At 55.8% G+C, this 19,750-nt stretch carries 20 protein-coding genes and 3 tRNA genes; 14 read left to right on the top strand and 9 right to left on the bottom strand.

The window, feature by feature from the left end:
• Positions 1–115: 115 nt before the first annotated feature.
• Positions 116–595 carry an 8-oxo-dGTP diphosphatase gene (locus DC3_RS27765; RefSeq protein WP_146891706.1) on the top strand — a complete coding sequence of 160 codons (480 nt, stop codon included), beginning with the start codon at positions 116–118 and terminating at the stop codon, positions 593–595.
• Here the strand turns inward: DC3_RS27765 and surE are convergent.
• A complete protein-coding gene (gene surE / locus DC3_RS27760) occupies positions 564–1,343 on the bottom strand; it encodes a 5'/3'-nucleotidase SurE (protein WP_146891703.1) in 780 nt (259 codons plus the stop codon). The two genes, DC3_RS27765 and surE, sit on opposite strands and share 32 nt — an antisense overlap.
• A 117-nt stretch (positions 1,344–1,460) precedes the next feature.
• Here surE and DC3_RS27755 point away from each other — a divergent pair, with 117 nt between their 5' ends.
• Complete coding sequence (locus DC3_RS27755) at positions 1,461–1,868, top strand: hypothetical protein (RefSeq protein ID WP_146891700.1); 408 nt, start codon at positions 1,461–1,463, stop codon at positions 1,866–1,868.
• Between the two features lie 70 nt (positions 1,869–1,938).
• Here DC3_RS27755 and DC3_RS29465 read toward each other — a convergent pair whose 3' ends face one another.
• The 5 genes from DC3_RS29465 to DC3_RS27735 all read right to left on the bottom strand — a co-directional run bounded on the left by DC3_RS29465 (position 1,939) and on the right by DC3_RS27735 (position 6,788).
• On the bottom strand, positions 1,939–2,115 hold the full coding sequence (locus DC3_RS29465; RefSeq protein WP_186816313.1) for a hypothetical protein: 177 nt from the start codon (positions 2,113–2,115) through the stop codon (positions 1,939–1,941).
• Positions 2,116–2,240: 125 nt separating this feature from the next.
• Positions 2,241–2,780, bottom strand: coding sequence for a hypothetical protein (locus DC3_RS27750; RefSeq protein WP_146891697.1), 540 nt, complete (start codon positions 2,778–2,780; stop codon positions 2,241–2,243).
• Between the two features lie 118 nt (positions 2,781–2,898).
• On the bottom strand, positions 2,899–4,287 hold the full coding sequence (locus DC3_RS27745; protein ID WP_146891693.1) for an FAD-binding oxidoreductase: 1,389 nt from the start codon (positions 4,285–4,287) through the stop codon (positions 2,899–2,901).
• A gap of 15 nt (positions 4,288–4,302) precedes the next feature.
• A complete protein-coding gene (locus DC3_RS27740; RefSeq protein WP_146891690.1) occupies positions 4,303–5,646 on the bottom strand; it encodes a (Fe-S)-binding protein in 1,344 nt (447 codons plus the stop codon).
• Positions 5,647–6,098: 452 nt separating this feature from the next.
• On the bottom strand, positions 6,099–6,788 hold the full coding sequence (locus DC3_RS27735; RefSeq protein ID WP_146891687.1) for a metal-dependent transcriptional regulator: 690 nt from the start codon (positions 6,786–6,788) through the stop codon (positions 6,099–6,101).
• 263 nt (positions 6,789–7,051) lie between these two features.
• Here DC3_RS27735 and DC3_RS27730 point away from each other — a divergent pair.
• From DC3_RS27730 to DC3_RS27685, 11 genes are all read left to right on the top strand, one after another.
• A tRNA-His gene (locus DC3_RS27730) sits at positions 7,052–7,128 on the top strand.
• Positions 7,129–7,146: 18 nt separating this feature from the next.
• Positions 7,147–7,231, top strand: a tRNA-Leu gene (locus tag DC3_RS27725).
• A gap of 105 nt (positions 7,232–7,336) precedes the next feature.
• The gene (gene tig / locus DC3_RS27720; RefSeq protein ID WP_146891684.1) at positions 7,337–8,692 is read left to right on the top strand and encodes a trigger factor; all 1,356 of its coding nucleotides are present in this window, start codon (positions 7,337–7,339) and stop codon (positions 8,690–8,692) included.
• 121 nt (positions 8,693–8,813) lie between these two features.
• On the top strand, positions 8,814–9,500 hold the full coding sequence (locus tag DC3_RS27715; RefSeq protein ID WP_186816312.1) for a response regulator transcription factor: 687 nt from the start codon (positions 8,814–8,816) through the stop codon (positions 9,498–9,500).
• A 61-nt stretch (positions 9,501–9,561) separates the two neighbouring features.
• On the top strand, positions 9,562–11,034 hold the full coding sequence (cobA, locus tag DC3_RS27710; RefSeq protein ID WP_146891677.1) for a uroporphyrinogen-III C-methyltransferase: 1,473 nt from the start codon (positions 9,562–9,564) through the stop codon (positions 11,032–11,034).
• Positions 11,035–11,118: 84 nt separating this feature from the next.
• Positions 11,119–12,891, top strand: a complete 1,773-nt coding sequence (gene hemA / locus DC3_RS27705; RefSeq protein WP_146891674.1) for a glutamyl-tRNA reductase — start codon at positions 11,119–11,121, stop codon at positions 12,889–12,891.
• Positions 12,892–13,044: 153 nt separating this feature from the next.
• On the top strand, positions 13,045–13,383 hold the full coding sequence (locus DC3_RS27700; RefSeq protein ID WP_146891671.1) for a hypothetical protein: 339 nt from the start codon (positions 13,045–13,047) through the stop codon (positions 13,381–13,383).
• 70 nt (positions 13,384–13,453) lie between these two features.
• On the top strand, positions 13,454–13,591 hold the full coding sequence (locus tag DC3_RS29460; RefSeq protein WP_186816311.1) for a hypothetical protein: 138 nt from the start codon (positions 13,454–13,456) through the stop codon (positions 13,589–13,591).
• A complete protein-coding gene (locus DC3_RS27695) occupies positions 13,588–14,034 on the top strand; it encodes a LapA family protein (RefSeq protein ID WP_146891668.1) in 447 nt (148 codons plus the stop codon). The genes DC3_RS29460 and DC3_RS27695 overlap by 4 nt, the downstream gene beginning before the upstream one ends.
• 53 nt (positions 14,035–14,087) lie before the next feature.
• Entirely contained in the window at positions 14,088–14,933 is an 846-nt protein-coding gene (gene accD / locus DC3_RS27690; protein WP_146891665.1) for an acetyl-CoA carboxylase, carboxyltransferase subunit beta, read from the top strand.
• Positions 14,930–15,862, top strand: coding sequence for an acetyl-CoA carboxylase carboxyltransferase subunit alpha (locus DC3_RS27685; RefSeq protein WP_146891662.1), 933 nt, complete (start codon positions 14,930–14,932; stop codon positions 15,860–15,862). The genes accD and DC3_RS27685 overlap by 4 nt, the downstream gene beginning before the upstream one ends.
• 73 nt (positions 15,863–15,935) lie before the next feature.
• On the opposite strand, the gene DC3_RS27680 is transcribed toward DC3_RS27685, so the two are convergent.
• Together DC3_RS27680 and DC3_RS27675 are read right to left on the bottom strand one after the other, a co-directional pair.
• Positions 15,936–17,186 (bottom strand): sensor histidine kinase, encoded by a 1,251-nt coding sequence (locus DC3_RS27680; RefSeq protein ID WP_146891659.1) that lies wholly within the window; start codon positions 17,184–17,186, stop codon positions 15,936–15,938.
• Between the two features lie 72 nt (positions 17,187–17,258).
• Entirely contained in the window at positions 17,259–17,900 is a 642-nt protein-coding gene (locus DC3_RS27675) for a response regulator (protein WP_146891656.1), read from the bottom strand.
• Positions 17,901–18,256: 356 nt separating this feature from the next.
• On the opposite strand from DC3_RS27675, the gene DC3_RS27670 reads away from it, so the two are divergent.
• Positions 18,257–18,331: transfer RNA gene (locus tag DC3_RS27670), tRNA-Asn, on the top strand.
• A 46-nt stretch (positions 18,332–18,377) separates the two neighbouring features.
• Here the strand turns inward: DC3_RS27670 and DC3_RS27665 are convergent.
• A complete protein-coding gene (locus DC3_RS27665; protein ID WP_146891653.1) occupies positions 18,378–19,577 on the bottom strand; it encodes a S41 family peptidase in 1,200 nt (399 codons plus the stop codon).
• Positions 19,578–19,750: the final 173 nt, after the last annotated feature.

Here is a 19,750-nt window from a genome sequence, read left to right as displayed (position 1 = left end):
TTGCCATACATCAATGACCCCCGGGCAGCAATGCCCGGGGTTTCGTTTTAAGCCTCACCTGAAAACGGTGAGGTTTTTTTGTTTCTGGGGTTCTTTTTGCAGGCATAATGCCTTCATGCGTGAAGTGGTGTTGTGTTTTCCGGTTCGAGGCCATGAAGTGCTGCTGGGCCACAAGAAGACAGGTTTCGGCAAAGGAAACACAGTGGGCCTTGGCGGCGGCATTGAGCCGGGAGAGACCCCTGAGCAGGCTGCCATCCGGGAACTGCATGAAGAAAGTGGCCTGGTGGGATTGCCTGAGAGCCTGACCCATCTGGGGCAGGTGACTTTTCTCTTCCCCACCAGGGAAAACTGGGACATGCGGGTGCAGCTTTTTGTCCTGGGGGCCTGGAAAGGGGAACCAGTGGAGACCACAGAAATCCGGCCTGAGTGGTTTCCTCTGGACCGGATTCCTTTTGACCGGATGTGGGATGATTCAAAACACTGGCTTCCCAGGGTGCTTGTGGGTGAGGCTCTGGATGTGCTGGCCACTTACCAGGAGGACCTCTCAAAAGTGGACATTCAGGTCATTCCGCGAGGTCTTCCATCTGGGTCATGAATTCGCGGTGGCTCAGGTCAAAGCGCACCGGGGTGATGCTGACGTATCCTTCGCGCACAGCCCACTCGTCTGAGCCTTCTTCGAAGATGGTGGATTTGGGGGTTCCGGCCACCCAGTAGTAATCACGTCCATCGGGGTCCTGCCGTTTGACCAGTTCGTCTTCGAACTTGTAGTCGCTCAGGAAGGTGATCTTGACCCCTCTGGGCTTCACAGGAGGGAAATTCACGTTGATCAGCGTTCTGGGGGGAAGTCCACGCTCGTAAACCCACTGCACAATTCTGGGGATGTAGGCTTTTGCATGTTCAAAGTTGTACTCTCCCTGCTCATTGGCAGCCTGCGAAAAGGCAATGCTGTGAATGCCCAGAATCATGCCTTCCAGGGCGGCGGCCACGGTGCCTGAGTGGGTGAGGTCATTTCCCAGGTTGTACCCCAGGTTGATGCCGCTCACCACCACATCTGGTTTTTGCAGGATGCGGGTTCCCAGCACCACACAATCTGTGGGCGTCCCATCCACCCGGTAGGCTGGGATGTCTCCAAACCCTGCTGCAGCCGTGTGCTTGAACCTGAGGGGCCTGCGAATGGTGATGCCATGTCCGACAGCAGATTGCTCCACATCTGGAGCGGCCACAGCCACATCAGCAATTTCGGTCAGGGACTGGGCAAGGGCTTTGATTCCGGGGGAGAACACCCCATCATCGTTCGAGACCAAAACCCTGATCTTTGTGGTGTCCTGTTGTGAATTCGTCATCTGGTGTTCCTTTCGGTGCAGGTTGAAAAGGTCTCAATTGTACCAGAACACTGCATTTCTGCCTGTTGAGGAGAACCAGGGATGGAGGCAGGCTGCACTTTTATGTATTGTAATTGTGTGAAATACCACGAGTTGACGGACCAGGAACTCAACGAACTCTGCTGCACCCGTCTCGGCTGGGAGAAGAAAAGTCATGTGTGGGAGCACGGCTCAACCTGGCATCAGCATGCCTGGTTCAAAGGTGAGACCCTGCTGGGATTTCCAAACTTTCTGTCACAGGACCCCGTTGTCTCCCAGTTGCAGGAGTTCATTGAGGCCCGTGGGCTTCAGAATGAGTATGGGTATTGCCTGTTTGAATTGCTGGAAGCCCGCAAACTGCAGCATGATCATGCATGGTATGTGCTGGCCCATGCCTCTCCCCGACATCGGGTGCTGGCTTTTCTGAGGGCCACTGAAGAGCAAGAGCAGCTTGAAGCAACAGTGCTGGATGGTCTTTCCAGTCAACAACCTGGACTTGGAAAGTAATCCTCTCGGATCTCCAAAAGAAACTGCACCTGGATACAGGTGCAGTTGTGTGTTTCAAGTCAGTGCTTTCTCAGGCAGCGTCCTGAAATGGATTTTTCACAGTATCGCGGTAGTGATTGAAGGTCTTCAATTGGTGTTCGAGTTGTTCAATCTCCGGATCTTTTCTCGCTCCTTTGATGGCCAGATAGCCCAGTGCAGGCCACAGCAGCAGATTGGTCACCAGCAGCACCACCGTCACGACATCCATGTGTTCAGGGTAAACCCCTAGGGGTTGTCTAAGGGTTGTCGTCAGGCTGTCACCTTGTTGTTTGAAGCTGGTTCAAAACACGTCCTCCTGTTTCTGAAGAAAGCTGGAGGTTGAAAGGTTTAATGTTAAAGCAGTTTGATGATGATGTTGTTGAAAAGGTCGAGTTTGATTTCAAAGGCCAGACCATCACCTGGAGCAGCCACCTCGAAATAGGGAGAATCTGCAGGAATGTAAATGGTGTTGCTTTCCATGGGTTTGCCCTGCTTGCAAAGCATGGAGGTTTGAGCGGCCTCTTCACGGGTGAAGGTGTAATTCATGGCTGGCATGAAACTGGAAAGACTGGGGTCCACCTTGTTCAGGGCCAGGGCATAGAGGTCTGTCTTGAGAACATATGCATTGTTCATCTTGCCAAGATACGTGTAAACCCGGCAGTTCCCCTGAATTCCAGAGCGGGTTCGGTGGATGGTGTTCACCAGAAAGAACTGGGTGCCAAGCTGACCTCTGTACCCTCCCCATTCTGCGTAGGCTTTCTGGGTTCCATCGGTGTAGGCGTAAGCCGAGGCAGGACCGTCTGGACTGGGGTTCAGCAGCTTCCATTTCTGGGCCTGACCGGTGCCCAGAGAAGCAAGAAGCAAAGCGGTGACAAGTGCAGGAATCTGTTTCATTTTGTCCTCAATTCTTTTTGATCATAACGGGGTGTTCTGTGACTTCCAAGAGGAAACCGTCACTGCAAGCAGAAAACCCCTCTGGAAGACCAGAAGGGTCAAAAAAATCTTCTCAATCTCAGTTGCTGGCAAGTTCCGGCAGGACTTTTCCGGGATTCATCAGGTTTTTGGGGTCCAGGGTCTTCTTGACGGCCCAGTAGGCTTCCAGGGTGGGTCTGGGGGTGGCTTCCAGCATGAAGGGTTTTTTGGCGAGACCGATGCCATGTTCCCCTGAGAGCACGCCACCATATTTGATGGCGACCCGGGCAATTTCGTGGGCAAGGTGGTCGACTTCATCCCAGGAGTCGGTCTGCTTGCTGTACATGATGTTGGGGTGCAGGTTGCCATCTCCTGCATGTCCAAAGATCGCCAGAGGGAAAGGGGAGGCGTCTCCGAGGGCACGAATTTCACGCATCACCACAGGCAGTTTGCTTCGGGGAACCACGATGTCCTCGTTCATGCGCTGTGGGCGAATGCGGCCCAGGCTGGGAGAGATGCTCTTGCGGGCTTTCCACAGGGCCTCTGCTTCTTTTTCGTTCTGGGCGATCTGGCTTGAAGTCGCGCCTGCATCATCAAAGGCCTGTTTCACCGCCTGAATTTCGGCAAGCACTTCCTGGAGATCGTTCCCATCAGTGTCGCAGACCAGGACGGCTTCTGCTTCTCTGGGGAGCCCCAGGCTGAAAGCATCTTCCACGGCATTGATGCTGGCTCTGTCCATCAGTTCCAGTTTGGCAGGGGTCAGGCCTCTGGCAGTGATCAGTGCAACAGCTTTTCCAGCATCCTCCAGCGTGTTGAAAATGGCCCGGGCGGTCTGGGTGTACCTGGGGAGAACGGCCAGACGGAGTTTCGCCTCGGTGACGAAGGCCAGCGTGCCTTCAGAGCCAATCAGCAGACCGGGAAGGTCCACACCTGAGCGGTCCATGCGGTACACATCCCCCTGCATGGTGACGAACTCCAGTTCCAGAACATAGTCTCCGGTGACCCCTTTTTTCAGGCACATGGGACCCCCTGCATTTTCACCAATGTTCCCCCCGATGGTGGCCTGCCTGCCAGACTGGGGATCAGGTGGATAGTACAGCCCAAAAGGTTTCAGAGCATCCTGCAATTCCTGGTTGATGACTCCGGGTTGCACAGTGGCCGTCATGCCCTCCCGGTCAATCTTCAGGCCTTTCATGCGGGTGGTGGAGATCACCACGCTGGGTTTCACCGGGACCACGCCTCCTGAGAGGCCAGAAGCCCCTCCTCTGGGAATCACAGGCAGGTCATGGTGATCGCAGATTTTCAGGGTGCGGGCCACGTCTTCGGTGGTTTCTGCCATCACCACGGCCAGAGGGACTTCCCCCTGCAGCAGGGCGTCGTAGCGGAAGAGCAAGCGGTCCGGGAGTTCCACCCGCAGTTTGTCTCCGACAGCATCCTGCAGTTCCTTCAGATAACCGGTCAGTTCACGAACTTTCGTTTTCGCTTTCATTCAGGTCTCCTGCGGTCAGCTTTTGGCCGTCTGGCGACGGTCTGCTTCTTCATAGGCTTCTTTCAGCAGAATGGCGGTGTGCTTGACTTCCGCAGCGACCTCGAACTCGCGGGTGCCGTAATCCAGTTGCAGCATGCATCCGGGGTTCTCCACGGTGATGATGGAGGCTCCCGTGGCCCGGATGCGTTCCATCTTCCTGTCGAGTTGCTTCATGCTGGTCTCGGTGTGGGTGATGTTGTAAATGCCCGCAGAACCGCAGCAGTCGCTGGCATTCTGCATCTCCTGGTAGTCCAGAATGGGGTTCTGTTTGAGGATGTCTCGGGGCTGGTTGCACACGCCCTGGGCATGGCACAGGTGGCAGGCATCCTGATAGGTGACTTTCTGCCTGTCCACATCCAGATCATCTGGAAGGTCACGCAGGCCCACTTTCTTGAGGAATTCACTGAGGGCCTGGGTTTTGCTGCTGATGTTGGCAGTGAGGCCCCCGAATTCAGGATCATCTTTGAAGTGCTTGTGCATCTTCTTGAGCTCTGCACCACAGGCAGCACAGTCGGTGACGATGGCATCCACGGCCAGCGTTCCATACAGTTTGGCGTTGCGCAGAGAGACCTGGCGGTAGCCCTCAAAGTCCCCTTCTTCAATGTGGGGTGCACCGCAGCAGGTGGTCTCCCTGAGCAGGATCACATCAAAGCCGTTGCGTGCAAGCACATTGATGGAAGCACTCGAGGCCTCACTGAAAACGGCGTTCATCACGCACCCCAGGAAGAAAGCCACCGTTCCCCGATATTCGCCCTGATGCTGGGTGATGTAAGGGGTTCTCAGGCGGATGGCCGGGGCCACTTCACGGGAAGGAATCAAGCCCTCAAAGAGGTGCATTTTGGCCCACATGCCTCCGTGTCTGCGGGCCATGCCACGCAGCACACCAGAGCCCCGGATGGCTTTCTGCAGACCGGATTTCTGGTACAGGCGCACCCCGAGGTTGCCCACATCGAAGAGGATGGGATACTTGAAGACCTCCAGCATGGCTTTCTGGGCAAGGTTGGCAGGTTTGCCTTCCTGCAGGGCCACTCTGGTGTCCAGGGCCAGTTCTCCGGGTTTCACGCCAGAGGGGCAGATGGTCTGGCAGGCCCGGCAGTCCAGGCAGTCGTAGGCCGCTTCGAGCACCACATCAAGTTCATCGGTCAGGCCCTGGGCCGCCGCCTTGTACAGCATCACCCGCCCACGGGGGCTCTGAATTTCTTCACCGGTCTGCTGGTAGGTGGGGCAGACAGAGAGGCACAGCCCGCATTGTACGCAGACATCTGCGCCCTCGATCAGGGCGGGACTCATGGATTCCAGGTTGATGCTCTTCGGATGCATGCCCCATTGTATATGGATTTTAGATCTAATTCGTGAGGGTCGTGCAGACCTTTGATGTTCTGGTGTGGGGTTTGAAGATCTCTGCTTTTATCACGCCATCATTCAGACCTTTTGCTTCCCATCCAGACAGGTTGTGATGGGTGGGCCTGGCACTGCATCAGGATGTGGTACAACATTAAACGGTTTGATGGAACGTTTGCTGGTTGAAATCCACAAGAACTGAATTCAGCTGGTACACGAAAGACTGTTACAAAAATGATGCCAGAGCCTTGCGACTCTGGCGACCTCAGGAGTGAGAATATTCGTGTGAATTGCCAACATCTTAAGGCTTTCACAGGGTTTTCGTTTTGCTGCCGATACTGAAAAAATTCCAGAAATATGCTTCTCTGACCAGCACAGTAAAAATCTTCACTGAATCTCCAGCCTGACCTTTAGTCTGAGGTTACAAAACCCTAACTTCTGGAATGATGTCTAGGCAGGACCCAGATCTTCTGCGCTGCAGTCAGAGAAAGCACATGGTCCTGTTCTCCCACCTGAATGCTCACTGTCCCACCATGGGTGTCTTTTTTGAGCATGCGCAGTTCGACTCCCGGGGTCAGGCCCCGTTCGGAGAGGTAGCGCAGAAATTCGGGATCTCCATCATGCACCCTTGAAATGGTGGCCTGTTCATCCACCAGCACATCGGTGAGGGGTTCAGCGTCATGCTCAGGCATGCTGCCATCCAGACGGGGAATGGGGTGGCCGTGCGGATCAAAATGGGGATCTCCCAGCAGGGCACTGATCCTGGCTTCAAAGGCTTCACTGATCACGTGCTCCAGACGATCCGCCTCTTCATGCACCTCATCCCAGGAAAACCCCAGGGCCTGGGTCAGGTACAGTTCCAGCAGACGGTGGTGCCGGAGGATCTCCAGGGCCACCTTCTGGCCGCTTTCCGTGAGGATGGCCCCGTAATACGGGGTGTGCTCCACCAGCGAAAGGTCAGAAAGTTTTCTCAGCATGCCACTGACGCTGGCAGGGGTGACCCCCAGAGCGTCTGCCAGGCTCTGCGTGGTGACTTTCCCACCCCGGGCAAGTTGATAGATGGTTTTCAGGTAATCCTCTGCCTGCGAGGTGAGGAGGTCGCGAATGGCTTGCCGACTCATTAGCAACAGTCTAGCAGGGAAGGGTGAGGAGAAGCGGTCAGCCATCAGGGGCAGCTTTCAGCCAAAATCCAGCAAGAAAGCTGCAGCCACAGCTTTTCTGGCCCTTGCCTTCTGCTTTCTGCCTTCTGCGCCTCTTCAAAGTTTCCCATTCTTTGTGTAGAATCTTCTCCAGGCCATCTTGTTCACCTGTGGTCTTGACAGTGTTGCTGAAAGCGACTAGTATATATCACGCTGTCAAAGCACATGACGGGCAGCGAGTCATGGTGGAATTAGCTCAGCCGGTTAGAGCGTCGGTTTGTGGCACCGAAGGTCGTGGGTTCAAATCCCATATTCCACCCCATTTTTACCGTCTAGGCTCGCGAGGATGGCGGAATTGGTAGACGCGCTAGACTTAGGATCTAGTATCGAAAGATGTGAGGGTTCAAGTCCCTTTCCTCGCACCAGGGTATACGGGTAAGCATAAGGCGCGCGTTCACCAACAAAGACAACTTCCAAGCGACCCCAAGGGGTCGTTTTTGCGTATATATCCCACACCGGGCAGGAGTATTATGGCTGAACTGATCAAGAACGAAGGCAACCAGGTAGAGTTTAAAGTCACCGTTCCCGCAAAAGAGGTCAACACGGCCTACAACGCGGTGATTGGCTCCCTGACCAAGCAGGTCAAAGTCCCCGGCTTCCGTCCCGGCAAGGCCCCCAAGAGCGTGGTCGTCAAGCGCGTGGGTCAGGACTACGTGGACAACGAAGTCCGCGACCAGCTGCTGCAGAACCACTACCCCAAAGCCCTGCAGGAACTGAACCTCGCCATTGTGGACGCTGAAATTCACCCCGAGGGCATCACCGAGGGCCAGGACTTCAACTTCACTGTGAAGGCTGAGAAGTACCCCGAAGTGAAGCTGCCAGAGTGGCAGTCCCTCGAGCTGACCTCCGCTGCTCCTGAAATCACCGACGAGATCGTCACCAAGACCCTCGGTGACCTGACCGAGCGCAACGCCACCTTCGAGAACGTGGACCGTCCCGCCGAAGAAGGCGACATGCTGATCATCGAAGAGCAGGGTGAAGAGGGCGGCAGCTACCCCGTCTACCTCGACACCGCTGAAGCGCACATCAAAACCGCTCTGCTGGGCAAAAAAGCTGGCGAAGATGTCACCATCGAAGTGCCCGAAGTGGACCACGGCGACCACAAGCACGAAGCCCAGACTGTGCAGGTCAAGATCAAGGAAATCAAGAAGAAGAACCTGCCCGAACTCAATGACGAGTTTGCCAAGACCTTCAAATTTGACACCCTCGAAGCCCTGCGTGATGCCATCAAGCGTGACCTGACCACCCGTGCAGAGCAGGAAGGCAAACTCGCCCAGCGCGAAGAGTTCGCCCAGAAGCTCGCAGATGGCATGGAAGTGAACGTTCCTTCCAGCCTGGTGAAGCGCCGCAAAGAGAGCATGCTCAGCGAAATCAAGAGCGACCTGCAACGCCAGGGCGTGAAGTTCGAAGAGTACGAGAAGTTCATGACCGAGCAGGGCAAATTCGACGACTTCATCGCCGACCTCGACAAGAATGCCATGGAGCGCGTGCGCCGTGAACTGGCCCTCGAGCAGCTGGTGGAAGACCTCAAGATCGACCTGACCCGCGATGAGCTGAACGGCAGCCTGGTGGCTTTTGCCCAGCAGAACCGCACCACCGTGCAGGAACTGCTGAACCAGCTCGGTTCCAGTGGCCTCGAAGGCTTCAAAGCCAGCGTGCGCCGTGACAAGGCTGTGGCCCAGGCCATCGCCACCCTGGAAAAGGCTGCTCAGAAAGAAGAGCCCAAAGCTGAAGCTGCGGAGGCCCAGGCCCCTCAGGAAGAAGCTGCTCAGCCTGAAGCTGAAGCCGAGGCTCCCAAAGCTGAAGCTCCTGCCAGCGAAGAGTAAACCTTAAAAACATCAGACAGACCTCGAAAGAGGTCTGTTTTTTCATTGGGATTTGAGAATGTGCTCTCTTTTGCAAAAATCTGGCATTCAAAATGCAATTTATGGGTACAATACTTCTGATATGTCTCAGGAGAAGTTGCCCCAGGTGCTGATCGTTGAAGATGACGAGCGGCAATCCCTGATGCTGTGCAAATATTTAAAGTCTCAGCAGTATGAGGCCATTCCGGCCCGCACAGGGCAGGAGGCCCTGCGTGAAATTCATCAGGCAGAAGTGGTCATTCTGGATGTGAACCTTCCTGACATGAATGGCTTTGACATCCTGGCCCACATCCGTGAAAGCAAAAACCACATTCCTGTGCTGATGCTCAGTGTACTTTCTGACACTCCATATAAAGTCAGGGGCCTCAAAGGCGGAGCGGACGATTACCTGCCTAAACCCTATGATCTGGTTGAACTTGAAGCCCGCATCGAAGCCCTGATTCGCCGCAAGAATTACACGGAACAGCTGCAGTTTGATGCCCTCCTGATCAACCGCACCGAGCATCAGGTGAAGGTGGGAGACCAGGTGCTGGACCTCTCCAAACTGGAGCTGGATTTCCTGTGGTATGTGGCGCAAAAACCCGAGAAGGCTTTTTCGCGGGAAGAGTTGCTGGAAAATGTCTGGGGCCCCCAGTTTGATGGGGTGGAACGGGTGGTGGACGTGATGGTGGTGGCCCTGCGCAAGAAACTGGGCCGCAATTACCTGGAAACCGTGCGGGGCATCGGGTACCGTTTCAATCCTGCGCCCATGACGGAAGCAGAGTCCTGACGTTCAGGGCTGTCCATCCGTTTGCCCTTCCCAAAATGGCCCAATGGGGTAACCTGTTGTCGTGGCCGGTTTCGTTTCTCTGATTGGTGCAGGTCCTGGAGACCTCGGTTTGCTCACCCTCAAAGCCAAGCTTGCCCTTGAACGGGCAGAAGTGGTGCTGTACGACTATCTGGCGAATCCCGAGATCCTGCGTTTCTGCAGCAGTGCCGAGCACATCTTTGTGGGCAAGAAGGGCTTCTCCGAGTACATGTCCCAGGAGGAAATCAGCAGTCTGCTGGTCCAGAAGGCCCTGGAAGGCAAGCGGGTCATCCGGCTCAAAGGCGGAGACGTTTTTGTGTTTGGTCGGGGTGGGGAAGAGGCTGAGGCCTGCATTGCTGCGGGTGTCCCTTTTGAAGTGATTCCAGGGATCACCAGTGCCATTGCTGTGCCTGCCTACGCAGGAATCCCTGTGACCCACCGTGAAGCAGGCAGCAGTTTTGCAGTTCTGACAGGCAACGAGATGCTCCGGGATGCAGAGAAACTGAAATACAAAGCTTTTCAGGACATCGACACCCTGATCTTCCTGATGGGGGTCAAGACCCTCCCCAGGATCGTGGACCGTCTGCTGGAGATCGGCAAGAGCAAGGACACCCCTGCAGCAACCATCCAGTGGGGCACCACCCAGCAGCAACGTGTGGTGGAAGGAACCCTGGAAAACATTGTGCAGAAGGTGCAGGATGCCGGAATCGGGGCACCTGCTGTCACCGTGGTCGGCGATGTGGTCCGTTATCGCAACACCCTGAAGTGGTTTGATTCCCGCCCACTGTGGGGCCGCAAGGTGGCCGTGACCCGCACCAGAGAGGGCAGCAGTGAACTGGGCAACCTTCTGAGGCAGGAGGGGGCCATTGTCATTGAGGTGCCACTCATCCGTTTCGACAGCACGTCCAAACCCTGGGAGTTGCAACAGACCCTCAGGCAGCTGTCTTCCTTTGAATGGGTGATTTTCACAAGCCAGCAGGGCATTCAGGCTGCCATGAAAGCCCTGAATGAACTGGGTCTGGATGCACGGGCTTTTGCCGGGGTAAAACTTGCAGTGGTTGGTCCATCCACCGCCCGAGAGCTTGCGAAATACGGCCTGCGGGCAGACTTCATGCCTTCCCGTGCAGGGGCAGTTCATCTGGGGGGAGAGCTTCCTGCATCTGGAGAAAAACCCGTGGTGCATTTTGCAAGCAGCCTTGCTGAACCAGACCTCCACGAAGCCCTGATCCAGAGGGGAATGACCATCCACACGGTGGAGGCCTACCAGACCCTGCCAGCAGAACTCTCTGAGGAACAACGGGAGCGTTTAAGAGATGCGGAAGTGATCACCCTGGCCTCCGGAAGTGCAGCAAGGGCCTGTGCGAAGCAGCTCGGGACAGACATCCCGGCCGTCACCATGGGACCCCAGACCAACAAGGCCGCGCTGGGCGCAGGTTTCACCATTGCAAAAATGGCAGAAACCCCAAGTCTGACGGCACTGGTCGGTGCGGTCAGGGCCGCTCTGCTGGGAAATTGAAAGGGGAAATTTTAAAGCCTGGGCCCTGGTTTGTCAGGACAAAATTCCCATTTGTGTCAGACCAAAGCAGATATACTCATTCTTATGAAGCTGTACCCCCTGTTCCTGGACCTGAAAAACCAAGATGTGCTGGTGGTCGGCGCAGGCAAAGTGGGACTCCGCAAAACCAGAAGTGTGCTGGAATCCGGTGCCCGGGTGACCGTGGTGTCTCCAGAGTTCCTGCCTGAATTTGCCCAGCTGCCAGTCCGCAGGGTACAGCGTGCTTTTGACCCCACAGACCTGCAAGGCCGGCGTCTGGTGTTTGCCTGTTCCAATCAGGACGCCGTGAACGATCTGGTGGCTGAACTGGCAGCAGCGCAGGGCACTTTCTGCCTGCATGCCTCGAAACCAGAACAGGGCAACCTGCGTTCAGGTGCAGTCTGGCGCAAGGGGGATGTGACGGTGGCCTTTTCCAGTGGGACCGAGCTTCCCATGCTGACCCTGTCCCTCAAGCAGGTGTTTGAGGCGGCCATCCCCAATGATTTTTCCCAGAAGGTGACCCAGTGGAGCAGTGAACGGGCCATGGCCATCACCCTGCCCAGTCCAGCCAGAGAAAACGCCCTGATGGACCTGAAAGAGACCATCCAGGAAAACCTGGGGATGGTCTCCGATCCCCTGCTGAATTTTGTGGCGGTGGGTGTGAACCACAAAACAGCTCCCCTCAGTGTCCGGGAACGGATTGCCCTCAGGCCGGAAGAGTTCCCCCTGATGCTTGAGCACCTGCAGAAACATGCCCGTGAGGTGATGATCCTCAGCACCTGCAACCGCACCGAGGTGTACATGGCGGGTGTGGTGGGAGATCCCCTCAGTGCGTTTGAAGGGGCATGGGGACAGCCGCTGAGGGAGTACCTGTACATCAAGCATGGGCTGCATGCCCTCAAGCACCTGACCCGCGTGGCAAGTGGCCTGGACAGCCTGGTGCTCGGGGAAACCCAGATCCTGGGGCAGGTCAAGCGGGCCTGGCAGGATGCCCACAACTCAGGCAACACAGGCAGCATCCTCAATAAGGCCACCCAGCTTGCGTTGCAGGTCGGAAAACGCGTTCGCACAGAGACCGGGATCGCTGACAAGGCGGTCAGTGTCAGCTATGCAGCGGTGGAACTTGCCAAGAGCATTTTCGGGGACCTGCAGGGCAAGACCGCCCTGATTGTGGGCGCCGGAGAAACCGCAGAGCTCACCATGACCCACCTGAAAGCGAATGGCATTCAGGATGTCATCGTGGTGAACCGCACCGTGGAACGGGCTCAAAAACTTGCAGAGGCGTTTGGCGGTCAGGTGTGCGCCATCGACATGTTGCTCGAAGCCCTTCCCAAGGCAGACGTGGTGATTGCATCAAGCAGTGCCCCCCACTACGTGATCCGGGCAGAGCATGTGAGAAACGCCCTGAAGGAACGCACGGAACCGATGTTCCTGATTGACATCAGTGTGCCCCGCATTCTGGAACCTGAAATTTCGCACACCGAAGGGGCGTACCTCTACAACCTTGATGACCTGACAGCCATTGTGGAACGCAACCTTGCAGAGCGGGCCAAACTGATCCCGCACGCCGAGACCCTGATCGAGGAGGGCCTCACCGAGTTCAAACGCTGGTTCCGCCAGCACCACAAGCGCCGGGAACTCAAACAGGCCCAGCAGCAGGCCAGACAGGTGGCCCAGGAGGAATTTGACGGGCTTGAATCCGCGCTGTTAAGACTTGGTGAAACCGAGAAGGCAGCTGTGCTCAGTGCCCTCCAGCGCGCAACGGAACGCATGGGGGCCAGCCTGATCCGTGAGCTTTTGCATCAGGAAAAAGAAGATCGCAAGATATCACATGGTTAAGAAAAGAGACTTCTCTAGATTGAAGATATGAAATCTAGAGAAGTCTCTTTTTTGGGTCTGCTGTTCCTTTTTGTTTCCTGCTCTAGTGTTAAAACACCTTTAACTTCCAATGCTGTGATGAAGGAAACGTATCAGGGAACTTACGATGTCTTTATGATCGATACAGCTCCCATTCAGACAGAACGTGAACCTGTGGGAACAGTGGTGCTTGAGCTGGAAAGAACAGAAACAGCGCCATACACATATGACATCTCAGGAACCATGAACATGGATCAGCAGAAGACCTATCAGGTGGACGGCACCATGAATTGTGTGCAGTATCAGGGCGCTGTCTGCACACTGGAATTCAAAGCCACCCGTGAAGATTATGTCTATCAGGTCAAAGCCAGCATGGTCAGCCAGCAATTGATGGAAGGCCGCATGACAGGCCACAGCCTGCTTCCACCAGGGGACATCTTGCAGATCTTCAAACTCAAAGCCATGCGACAGTGAGGCGCTTTTTCTGTTGCCCAGATTTCACTGAATCTGGGTGGTTTTTCTGCTGCAACAGAAAGTGACCTCTGTGGAACCCTTTCTCAGCAAGGACCGTTATGATGGTTGGAACATGGGTCTGGTCGCTGGTTTCAGACAGGGAGAGGTGTGCAACATGGGCCTGACCTGGAAAGAGACCATCAACCACACCAGGGAGGTTTCACCGTGAAATTCTTGCAGGTGCTCATGGTGCTCGGCCTGATTCTGCTGGCTGTGTTCACCGTTGCCAATTTCGATGCGCTGATGGCTTCTCATACCCTCAACCTGTTCTGGATCAGCAGTTACATGGTGCCTCTGGGCATGCTGCTGGTCATTGCCATTGCTGTCATCATGATCGGTTACGCTCTGGCTGTCACTTTTGTTGATCTGAAATCCAAGGCGGAACTCAACCGTTACCTGAAGCAGATGGACCAGATGCGCAACGCCATTGATCAGGCCGAAGCCAGCCGTTTCACCCAGCTTCGGGAGTACATTGACCAGCAGATGGCCGGTCTGGCTTCCCGGGTGGAGGGCAGGGTGGACCGGGTGCGGGACGAACTGGCCGCCGACATCGGTCAGCTTGAAGATGCGGTGTTCCGCAAGCAGGTGGACCCCAGGGAGCGAGAGCTTTGAACCGGGTACAACAGCCAGAATTCTTGAGGATGTTACAATCGAGGGCAGAAGCTATGGCGCTAAACAAGTTTTTCCAGCGAAAAAGACCGCAGGCCACGCAAACGGATGACATTCCGGACCTCTGGTCCAAGTGTCAGCACTGCGGCACCCAGATCTACAACCGTGAATTTGACCAGAACCTGAGGGTGTGCCCCAAGTGCGGGTTCCACCACCGGATTCCTGTGATGAAACGACTCGAATTTCTGCTCGATCAGGATTCCTTTCAGCAGAAAAGTGGACATGTGTACCCCAAAGACCCCCTGCACTTCGTCGATACGGAGTCCTATCAGGAACGCCTGAACCGCACCCAGAAGAAAACCGGGCGTCCAGATGCCATCGTCTGGGGACAGGGAGCCATCGAGGAGACCCCCCTGACCGTGGTGGTCATGGATTTCGAGTTCTCCGGGGGAAGCATGGGCAGTGTGGTGGGAGAAGAGATCGCCCGCGCAGCAGACCATGCCGCAGAGCATCACCTTCCCCTCCTGATCATTGCTGCGTCCGGCGGTGCCCGCATGCAGGAAAGTGCCCTCAGCCTGATGCAACTTGCCAAAACCACAGTGGCCCTGCAGAGGCTCTCTGAAAAAGGCCTTCCTTACTTCAGCCTGCTGACCGATCCCACCACAGGTGGGGTGACCGCTTCCTTTGCCACCATTGCCGATGTGATCCTGGCCGAACCCGGAGCCCTGATTGGCTTTGCTGGACCACGGGTGATTCAGCAGACCATCCGCCAGAACCTGCCTGAAGGTTTCCAGCGGGCAGAGTTCCTGGAGAAGCACGGCATGATCGACAGCGTGGTGGACCGCCGCAAACAGCGCGAAGTCCTGAAAACCCTGTTTTCCCACTTCGGGGGTGCCTCATGAGTCTGGCAGATCTGGAAAAGACCCTGTCTGAACTCGAGCGCACCAGCCAGGAAACCGGCGTGGACCTCTCCAGCGAAATCATCAACGTGAAACACAAGATTGAGCAGACCCGTGCCCAGACCCACACGCAGGTCAGCCGCTGGGAGCGGGTGCAACTGGCCCGCCTTCCTGGACGGCCCACCAGCCTCGATTACGTGGAGCGCATTTTCACGGACTTCGTTGAGCTGCACGGAGACCGGGCTTTCGGAGACGATCAGGCCCTGATTGGTGGTCCAGCAAAGCTGGGAGACCGCAGCGTGATGCTGATCATGCAGCAGCGCGGCAAGGACACCAAGGACAACATCCGTCGCAACTTCGCCATGGCCCACCCGGAAGGGTACCGCAAAGCCATGCGCCTGATGGATCTTGCAGACAAATTCAAACTCCCTGTGATTGCCCTGATCGACACTCAGGGAGCCTATCCTGGCATTGCTGCAGAAGAAAGGGGTCAGGCCTGGGCCATTGCAGAGAGCATCCAGCGCATGAGCCTCCTGAAAGTCCCTGCCATCAGCGTGGTCCTCAGTGAGGGAGGATCGGGGGGTGCTCTGGCCATCGGTGTGGGCAACCGGGTGCTGATGATGGAAAACGCCTGGTACAGCGTGATCAGCCCTGAATCCTGTGCAGCCATCCTGTGGCGGGACTCCAAGGAAGCCGCCAAAGCCGCAGAAGCCCTCAAACTCACCGCTCCAGACCTCCTGGAACTTGGGATTGTCGAAGAAGTGGTGCCTGAGCCCAAAGGTGGAGCCCACCTTGACCCCAATTACGCTGCTGAGAACCTCCGGGCTGCCCTGGAAAGGCAACTTGATGACCTGAGCAAGCTGGGTCCAGATGAACTTGTGGAGCAACGTGCGGCCCGTTTCCGCAGCCTTGGCGTGTTCGTGGAAATCTGAGGCATTCGAACGTCAGGAAGGCAGGCGCAAAAGCTTGCCTTCCTTTTTACGATAAGGCCTTTTATCGCACAGATCAGATGCCCAGATCCAGCGAAGGTGCTGCCACAGGCAGGGTGATGCGGATGCGTGTTCCTTTTGGGCTGGAATGCAGCTCACAGCTTCCCCCCAGCGACTCGGTGCGTTCCCGCATGGAAATGAGGCCGAGTCCTCCTGTCACCTGACTGCGGTTGAACCCCACACCGTCATCTTCAATGGTGATCCTCAGCAGGTGGGCCTCCACCTGCAGTTTGACCTGCACATTGCTGGCCCGGGCGTGTTTGGTGGCATTGCTGATGGCTTCTCCCACCACCCGGTAAATGGCACTCTGCTGTTCTTCCGACAGGGAAGGGAGTTCATCTGGGAAGTCAAAGTGCACTTCCAGAGGCTGGGCACGCTGGGCAAGGCTCTGCAGTGCCCTTTCCAGGCCCAGTTGCAGGACACTAGGGTGCATGTCGTAAATCGCGGACCTCAGGTGGGCCACTGCATCTGCCAGGATCTTGCTGGAACGCTGCACCTGATTGGCTTCCAGCATGCGTTTGGCCGCAATGATTTCCTGGAGTGGACCATCATGGATTTCACGGGCAATTCTGGAGCGTTCGCTTTCCAGTGCACTGGTCACCACCCTGGCCTGCAAGATCCGCAATTTTTCTGTCTTCAGGGCAGCTTCTGCACTGCGGATGCGGTATTGCAGGTGAAGCAGCAGGTACAGCCCCACCATCACACAGAGCAGGAGGTACGTATTGAAGTGCGAGTTTTGGTAGGTCAGCATGATCAGGGGAATCAGCGGAACCGTGATGTCCAGGGTTCCGGCGTCCCGGTGGGGCACCACAAACCAGCGCCTGACCAGCATGCGTACACCGAAATACAGCATGGTGGCTTCCAGCAGGGTCAGGTAAAACCAGGGATTGTTGATGCTCTCTGCGGTGTACTGGGTTTCTGGAAAAAAAGGATTCACCCAGGGAATCACCAGGTTCACCATCCCGACCCCCAGCAGGTCTGCTCCCAGTTTCCCCCAGTGCCATCCGGCCTGAGGGGCCAGCAGGTAGATCAGCAGCAGACTGAACACCAGGATGGGCACAGCAGGCCATCCCAGCCACAGACAGCCCACAATGCTGAGGCCACTGATCAGGCGAACACTGGTGTGACCTTCAAAATAGACCCTGAGCACGTGAAACATCACGTGCCCCACAATGATCAGCAGAACCGCATTCGGCTCGATGTTCCACTTCTGGACCCATCCGAGCAGTTCAAAGCCCTGCATGGCGGAATGCATCGCATCGGTCATGGTCTAAAAATCACAGTCTGGTGCACAGTGCCACATCGTATCTGGGCAGGAAAATCAGGGGACCTTTCCAGTTTACAGCTCACTGAGCTGGATGATGCCGCGTTTCATGCTGCGAATCACGGCCTCTGTGCGGCTCGCCACTTCGAGCTTCTCAAAAAGGGCGCTCAGGTGCACTTCCACGGTCTTGGGAGAGATCTCAAGCTTCTTGGCAATTTCCTTGTTGGAAAAGCCTCGGGCGGCCAGGAGCAGCACCTCCCTTTCCCGATCGGTCAGGGCTTCGGTTTTCTGCTCGCTGCCCTGTCTGACCCGTTTAAGGATCATCTGGGTGAGCTGGGGTGCGATGACACTCTCGCCCCGCTTTGCAGCATAGATGGCATCAATCAGGTCCTGTCCGGGGGCGTCTTTCAGCAGGTAACCTGCGGCACCGGCCTCCAGCAGGGCCATCACGAAAGCCTCGTCATCGTGGGCACTGAGGCCCAGCACTGCAATGCGTGGATAGAGGCGTTTGATCTGGCGTGTGGCTTCAATGCCCCCCATGTTGGGCATGTTCACGTCCATGATGGCAATGTCAGGATTGAGGGTGTCACAGAGGTCGATGGCCTGTTGTCCATCGCGGGCCTCACCCACCACCTGCAAATTGGGGTCCTGTTGCAAAAGAGCGTGGGTTCCTTCTCGAACAAGGGCGTGGTCATCCACCAGCAATATTGAGATCATGACTCCAGTGTAAACATGTGGTCACACAACCTCCATTCATTTTGATCTTTTTCCAGGTTTTGTGAAACGGAAGATTTGCTGTGCTGGAAGCTGCGAAATCTTTGTTGCAGGTCAAAAAATAGGTGTTTTCCCTGAGAAAAAAGCCTGAATCTCAAGATGGATAGACAGGTGAACTCCCGCTGATGGTTGTGCTCAGGGACCTGAAGACAGTCGACCCTGAACCTGAAGTCAAAGCAGGCACCACAGGCCATGTGGGGTTTGAGAAGGTCGTCTAGTAGACCTGGCCTAAGGGCTTGCTTTTTGCGCAAAGCCTTGCTATTCTTTTTCTCGCTTAAGGCAACCGCCAAGAGTGGTATTCGGCAGTAGCTCAGCGGTAGAGCGTCCGACTGTTAATCGGATGGTCGTAGGTTCGATCCCTACCTGCCGAGCCAGAACAACCCCGCGAAAGCGGGGTTTTTTATTTGCATTTCGGTACTGTCAATGGGGGTGGATTTTCATCTCTAAAAATTGCAGGGCCTGTTCAAGCAGCGGATCTTCACCTCGTGCCAGTTTTTCAGGATCATCCTGGATGACGACATCAGGGGTCAAGCTTGCAGGGTAAGGTTTTCCCTCTTCGTCTTGCACGTAAAGGATGCTGAGTTGCAAGGCAGATTGGTCTGGAAGGTTGTAAAGCACTGTGGAGGTGTTTCCCACCCCATAAGTTTTCTCCCCAAAAATCCAGGTGAGGGCAGCCTTGCGGGATTCAAAAGCCATGAACTCTGCACATGAAGCACTGCGTTCATCCACCAGAAAAACCGCTGGATGAATCCACAAAGAATAGGTGTTGACGGATGCCACAGGGATGGGTGCACCTCCTGGAAGTTTGAACCACACCTGTCCTTTTTCGGCAATCATGGTGTTTTTCCAGCCCACCTGAATCCATTCCTCGGTGAATCGAGGGTTGAAGGCGAGTGCGGCAAGCATGCACTGGTCTGACCTGCCACCACCATTTCCGCGCAGGTCCACCACCATGCCCGTCATGCCTTCATCACTGGCCCGGGCCACCAGATCATGCACCATGCTGGCAATGTTGCCACTTCCCAGAAAGGTGGGGATGCGCAGCACACCTGTAGTCCCATGGCGCACCATATAAGGAAGAAACACCAGAGGGGTCTCTTTTGGGGTCAGGGTGACTTTAAAGGTGAATTTGCCCTGACGGGTCACGGTGATTTCCTGGGGCTCTTTGGTCTGGCTGCTGTCGAGACCTTCAATGACATCAAAACGTGACAGTCCCGCCAGACTGGCAGGTCCTCCAGGAACCACATCCAGAATCAGGGTGCGTCCATCTTGCAGTTTGCTGGATTGAAATCCGAAGAAACCCGTGTTGCTGCCCTGGCTTCTGGCCCGGTAATTCTGGTTCTGCTCAGGGGTCAGGAAATTGGCATGGCCATCTTGCAGGTCTTGCATGACAGCACGGATGGCAGGGTAGGCTGCACTGCTGGGACAGCCAGGCGTGGTGTTGCAAGCCTCTTGCATTTCTGCCCTGTGTTGCTGGATCAGGGCCCCCAGGTCCAGATGTTGTGGGTTCACATACCTTTTCAGCAGGGTGCGCTCAAAGCTTCTGTACAGTTCTGGCGCACTGACCGCCACCGCACTGGAAGAGAAGCCAAGCAGAAGGGAAAGCATCAGCGTTCGCATGTGCTTTTTATTCTAGGAGCCCCCTTTCTGAAGACGCTGAGCCGATCTGACATTTTATGGAGGTGAGGAGGGGAGATCCGTCACATCTGCTATTTTTGTACTGAGTACAGAGTTTTTGGCGATGGATTCTCTGTCCCGAGAAATGCTGTGCAGCACGCCAGAGATCGGGTCCC

Origin of the sequence: Deinococcus cellulosilyticus NBRC 106333 = KACC 11606, from assembly GCF_007990775.1 — a bacterium.
GTDB classification, from domain to species: Bacteria; Deinococcota; Deinococci; order Deinococcales; family Deinococcaceae; genus Deinococcus_C; species Deinococcus_C cellulosilyticus.
The sequence above is the reverse complement of the archived record's forward strand: the minus strand, read 5'-3'. Positions and strand labels throughout refer to the sequence as shown.

Coding starts and splice junctions, on each gene's coding strand:
- DC3_RS27750 (WP_146891697.1), bottom strand. CDS start 2,780: ATGAAACAGATTCCTGCACTTGTCACCGCTTTGCTTCTTGCTTCTCTG.
- DC3_RS27715 (WP_186816312.1), top strand. CDS start 8,814: ATGTCTCAGGAGAAGTTGCCCCAGGTGCTGATCGTTGAAGATGACGAG.
- hemA (WP_146891674.1), top strand. CDS start 11,119: ATGAAGCTGTACCCCCTGTTCCTGGACCTGAAAAACCAAGATGTGCTG.
- DC3_RS27685 (WP_146891662.1), top strand. CDS start 14,930: ATGAGTCTGGCAGATCTGGAAAAGACCCTGTCTGAACTCGAGCGCACC.
- DC3_RS27700 (WP_146891671.1), top strand. CDS start 13,045: ATGATCGATACAGCTCCCATTCAGACAGAACGTGAACCTGTGGGAACA.
- DC3_RS27675 (WP_146891656.1), bottom strand. CDS start 17,900: ATGATCTCAATATTGCTGGTGGATGACCACGCCCTTGTTCGAGAAGGA.
- DC3_RS27665 (WP_146891653.1), bottom strand. CDS start 19,577: ATGCGAACGCTGATGCTTTCCCTTCTGCTTGGCTTCTCTTCCAGTGCG.
- accD (WP_146891665.1), top strand. CDS start 14,088: ATGGCGCTAAACAAGTTTTTCCAGCGAAAAAGACCGCAGGCCACGCAA.
- surE (WP_146891703.1), bottom strand. CDS start 1,343: ATGACGAATTCACAACAGGACACCACAAAGATCAGGGTTTTGGTCTCG.
- DC3_RS27680 (WP_146891659.1), bottom strand. CDS start 17,186: ATGACCGATGCGATGCATTCCGCCATGCAGGGCTTTGAACTGCTCGGA.
- tig (WP_146891684.1), top strand. CDS start 7,337: ATGGCTGAACTGATCAAGAACGAAGGCAACCAGGTAGAGTTTAAAGTC.
- DC3_RS29465 (WP_186816313.1), bottom strand. CDS start 2,115: ATGGATGTCGTGACGGTGGTGCTGCTGGTGACCAATCTGCTGCTGTGG.
- DC3_RS27745 (WP_146891693.1), bottom strand. CDS start 4,287: ATGAAAGCGAAAACGAAAGTTCGTGAACTGACCGGTTATCTGAAGGAA.
- DC3_RS27740 (WP_146891690.1), bottom strand. CDS start 5,646: ATGCATCCGAAGAGCATCAACCTGGAATCCATGAGTCCCGCCCTGATC.
- DC3_RS27765 (WP_146891706.1), top strand. CDS start 116: ATGCGTGAAGTGGTGTTGTGTTTTCCGGTTCGAGGCCATGAAGTGCTG.
- DC3_RS27735 (WP_146891687.1), bottom strand. CDS start 6,788: ATGAGTCGGCAAGCCATTCGCGACCTCCTCACCTCGCAGGCAGAGGAT.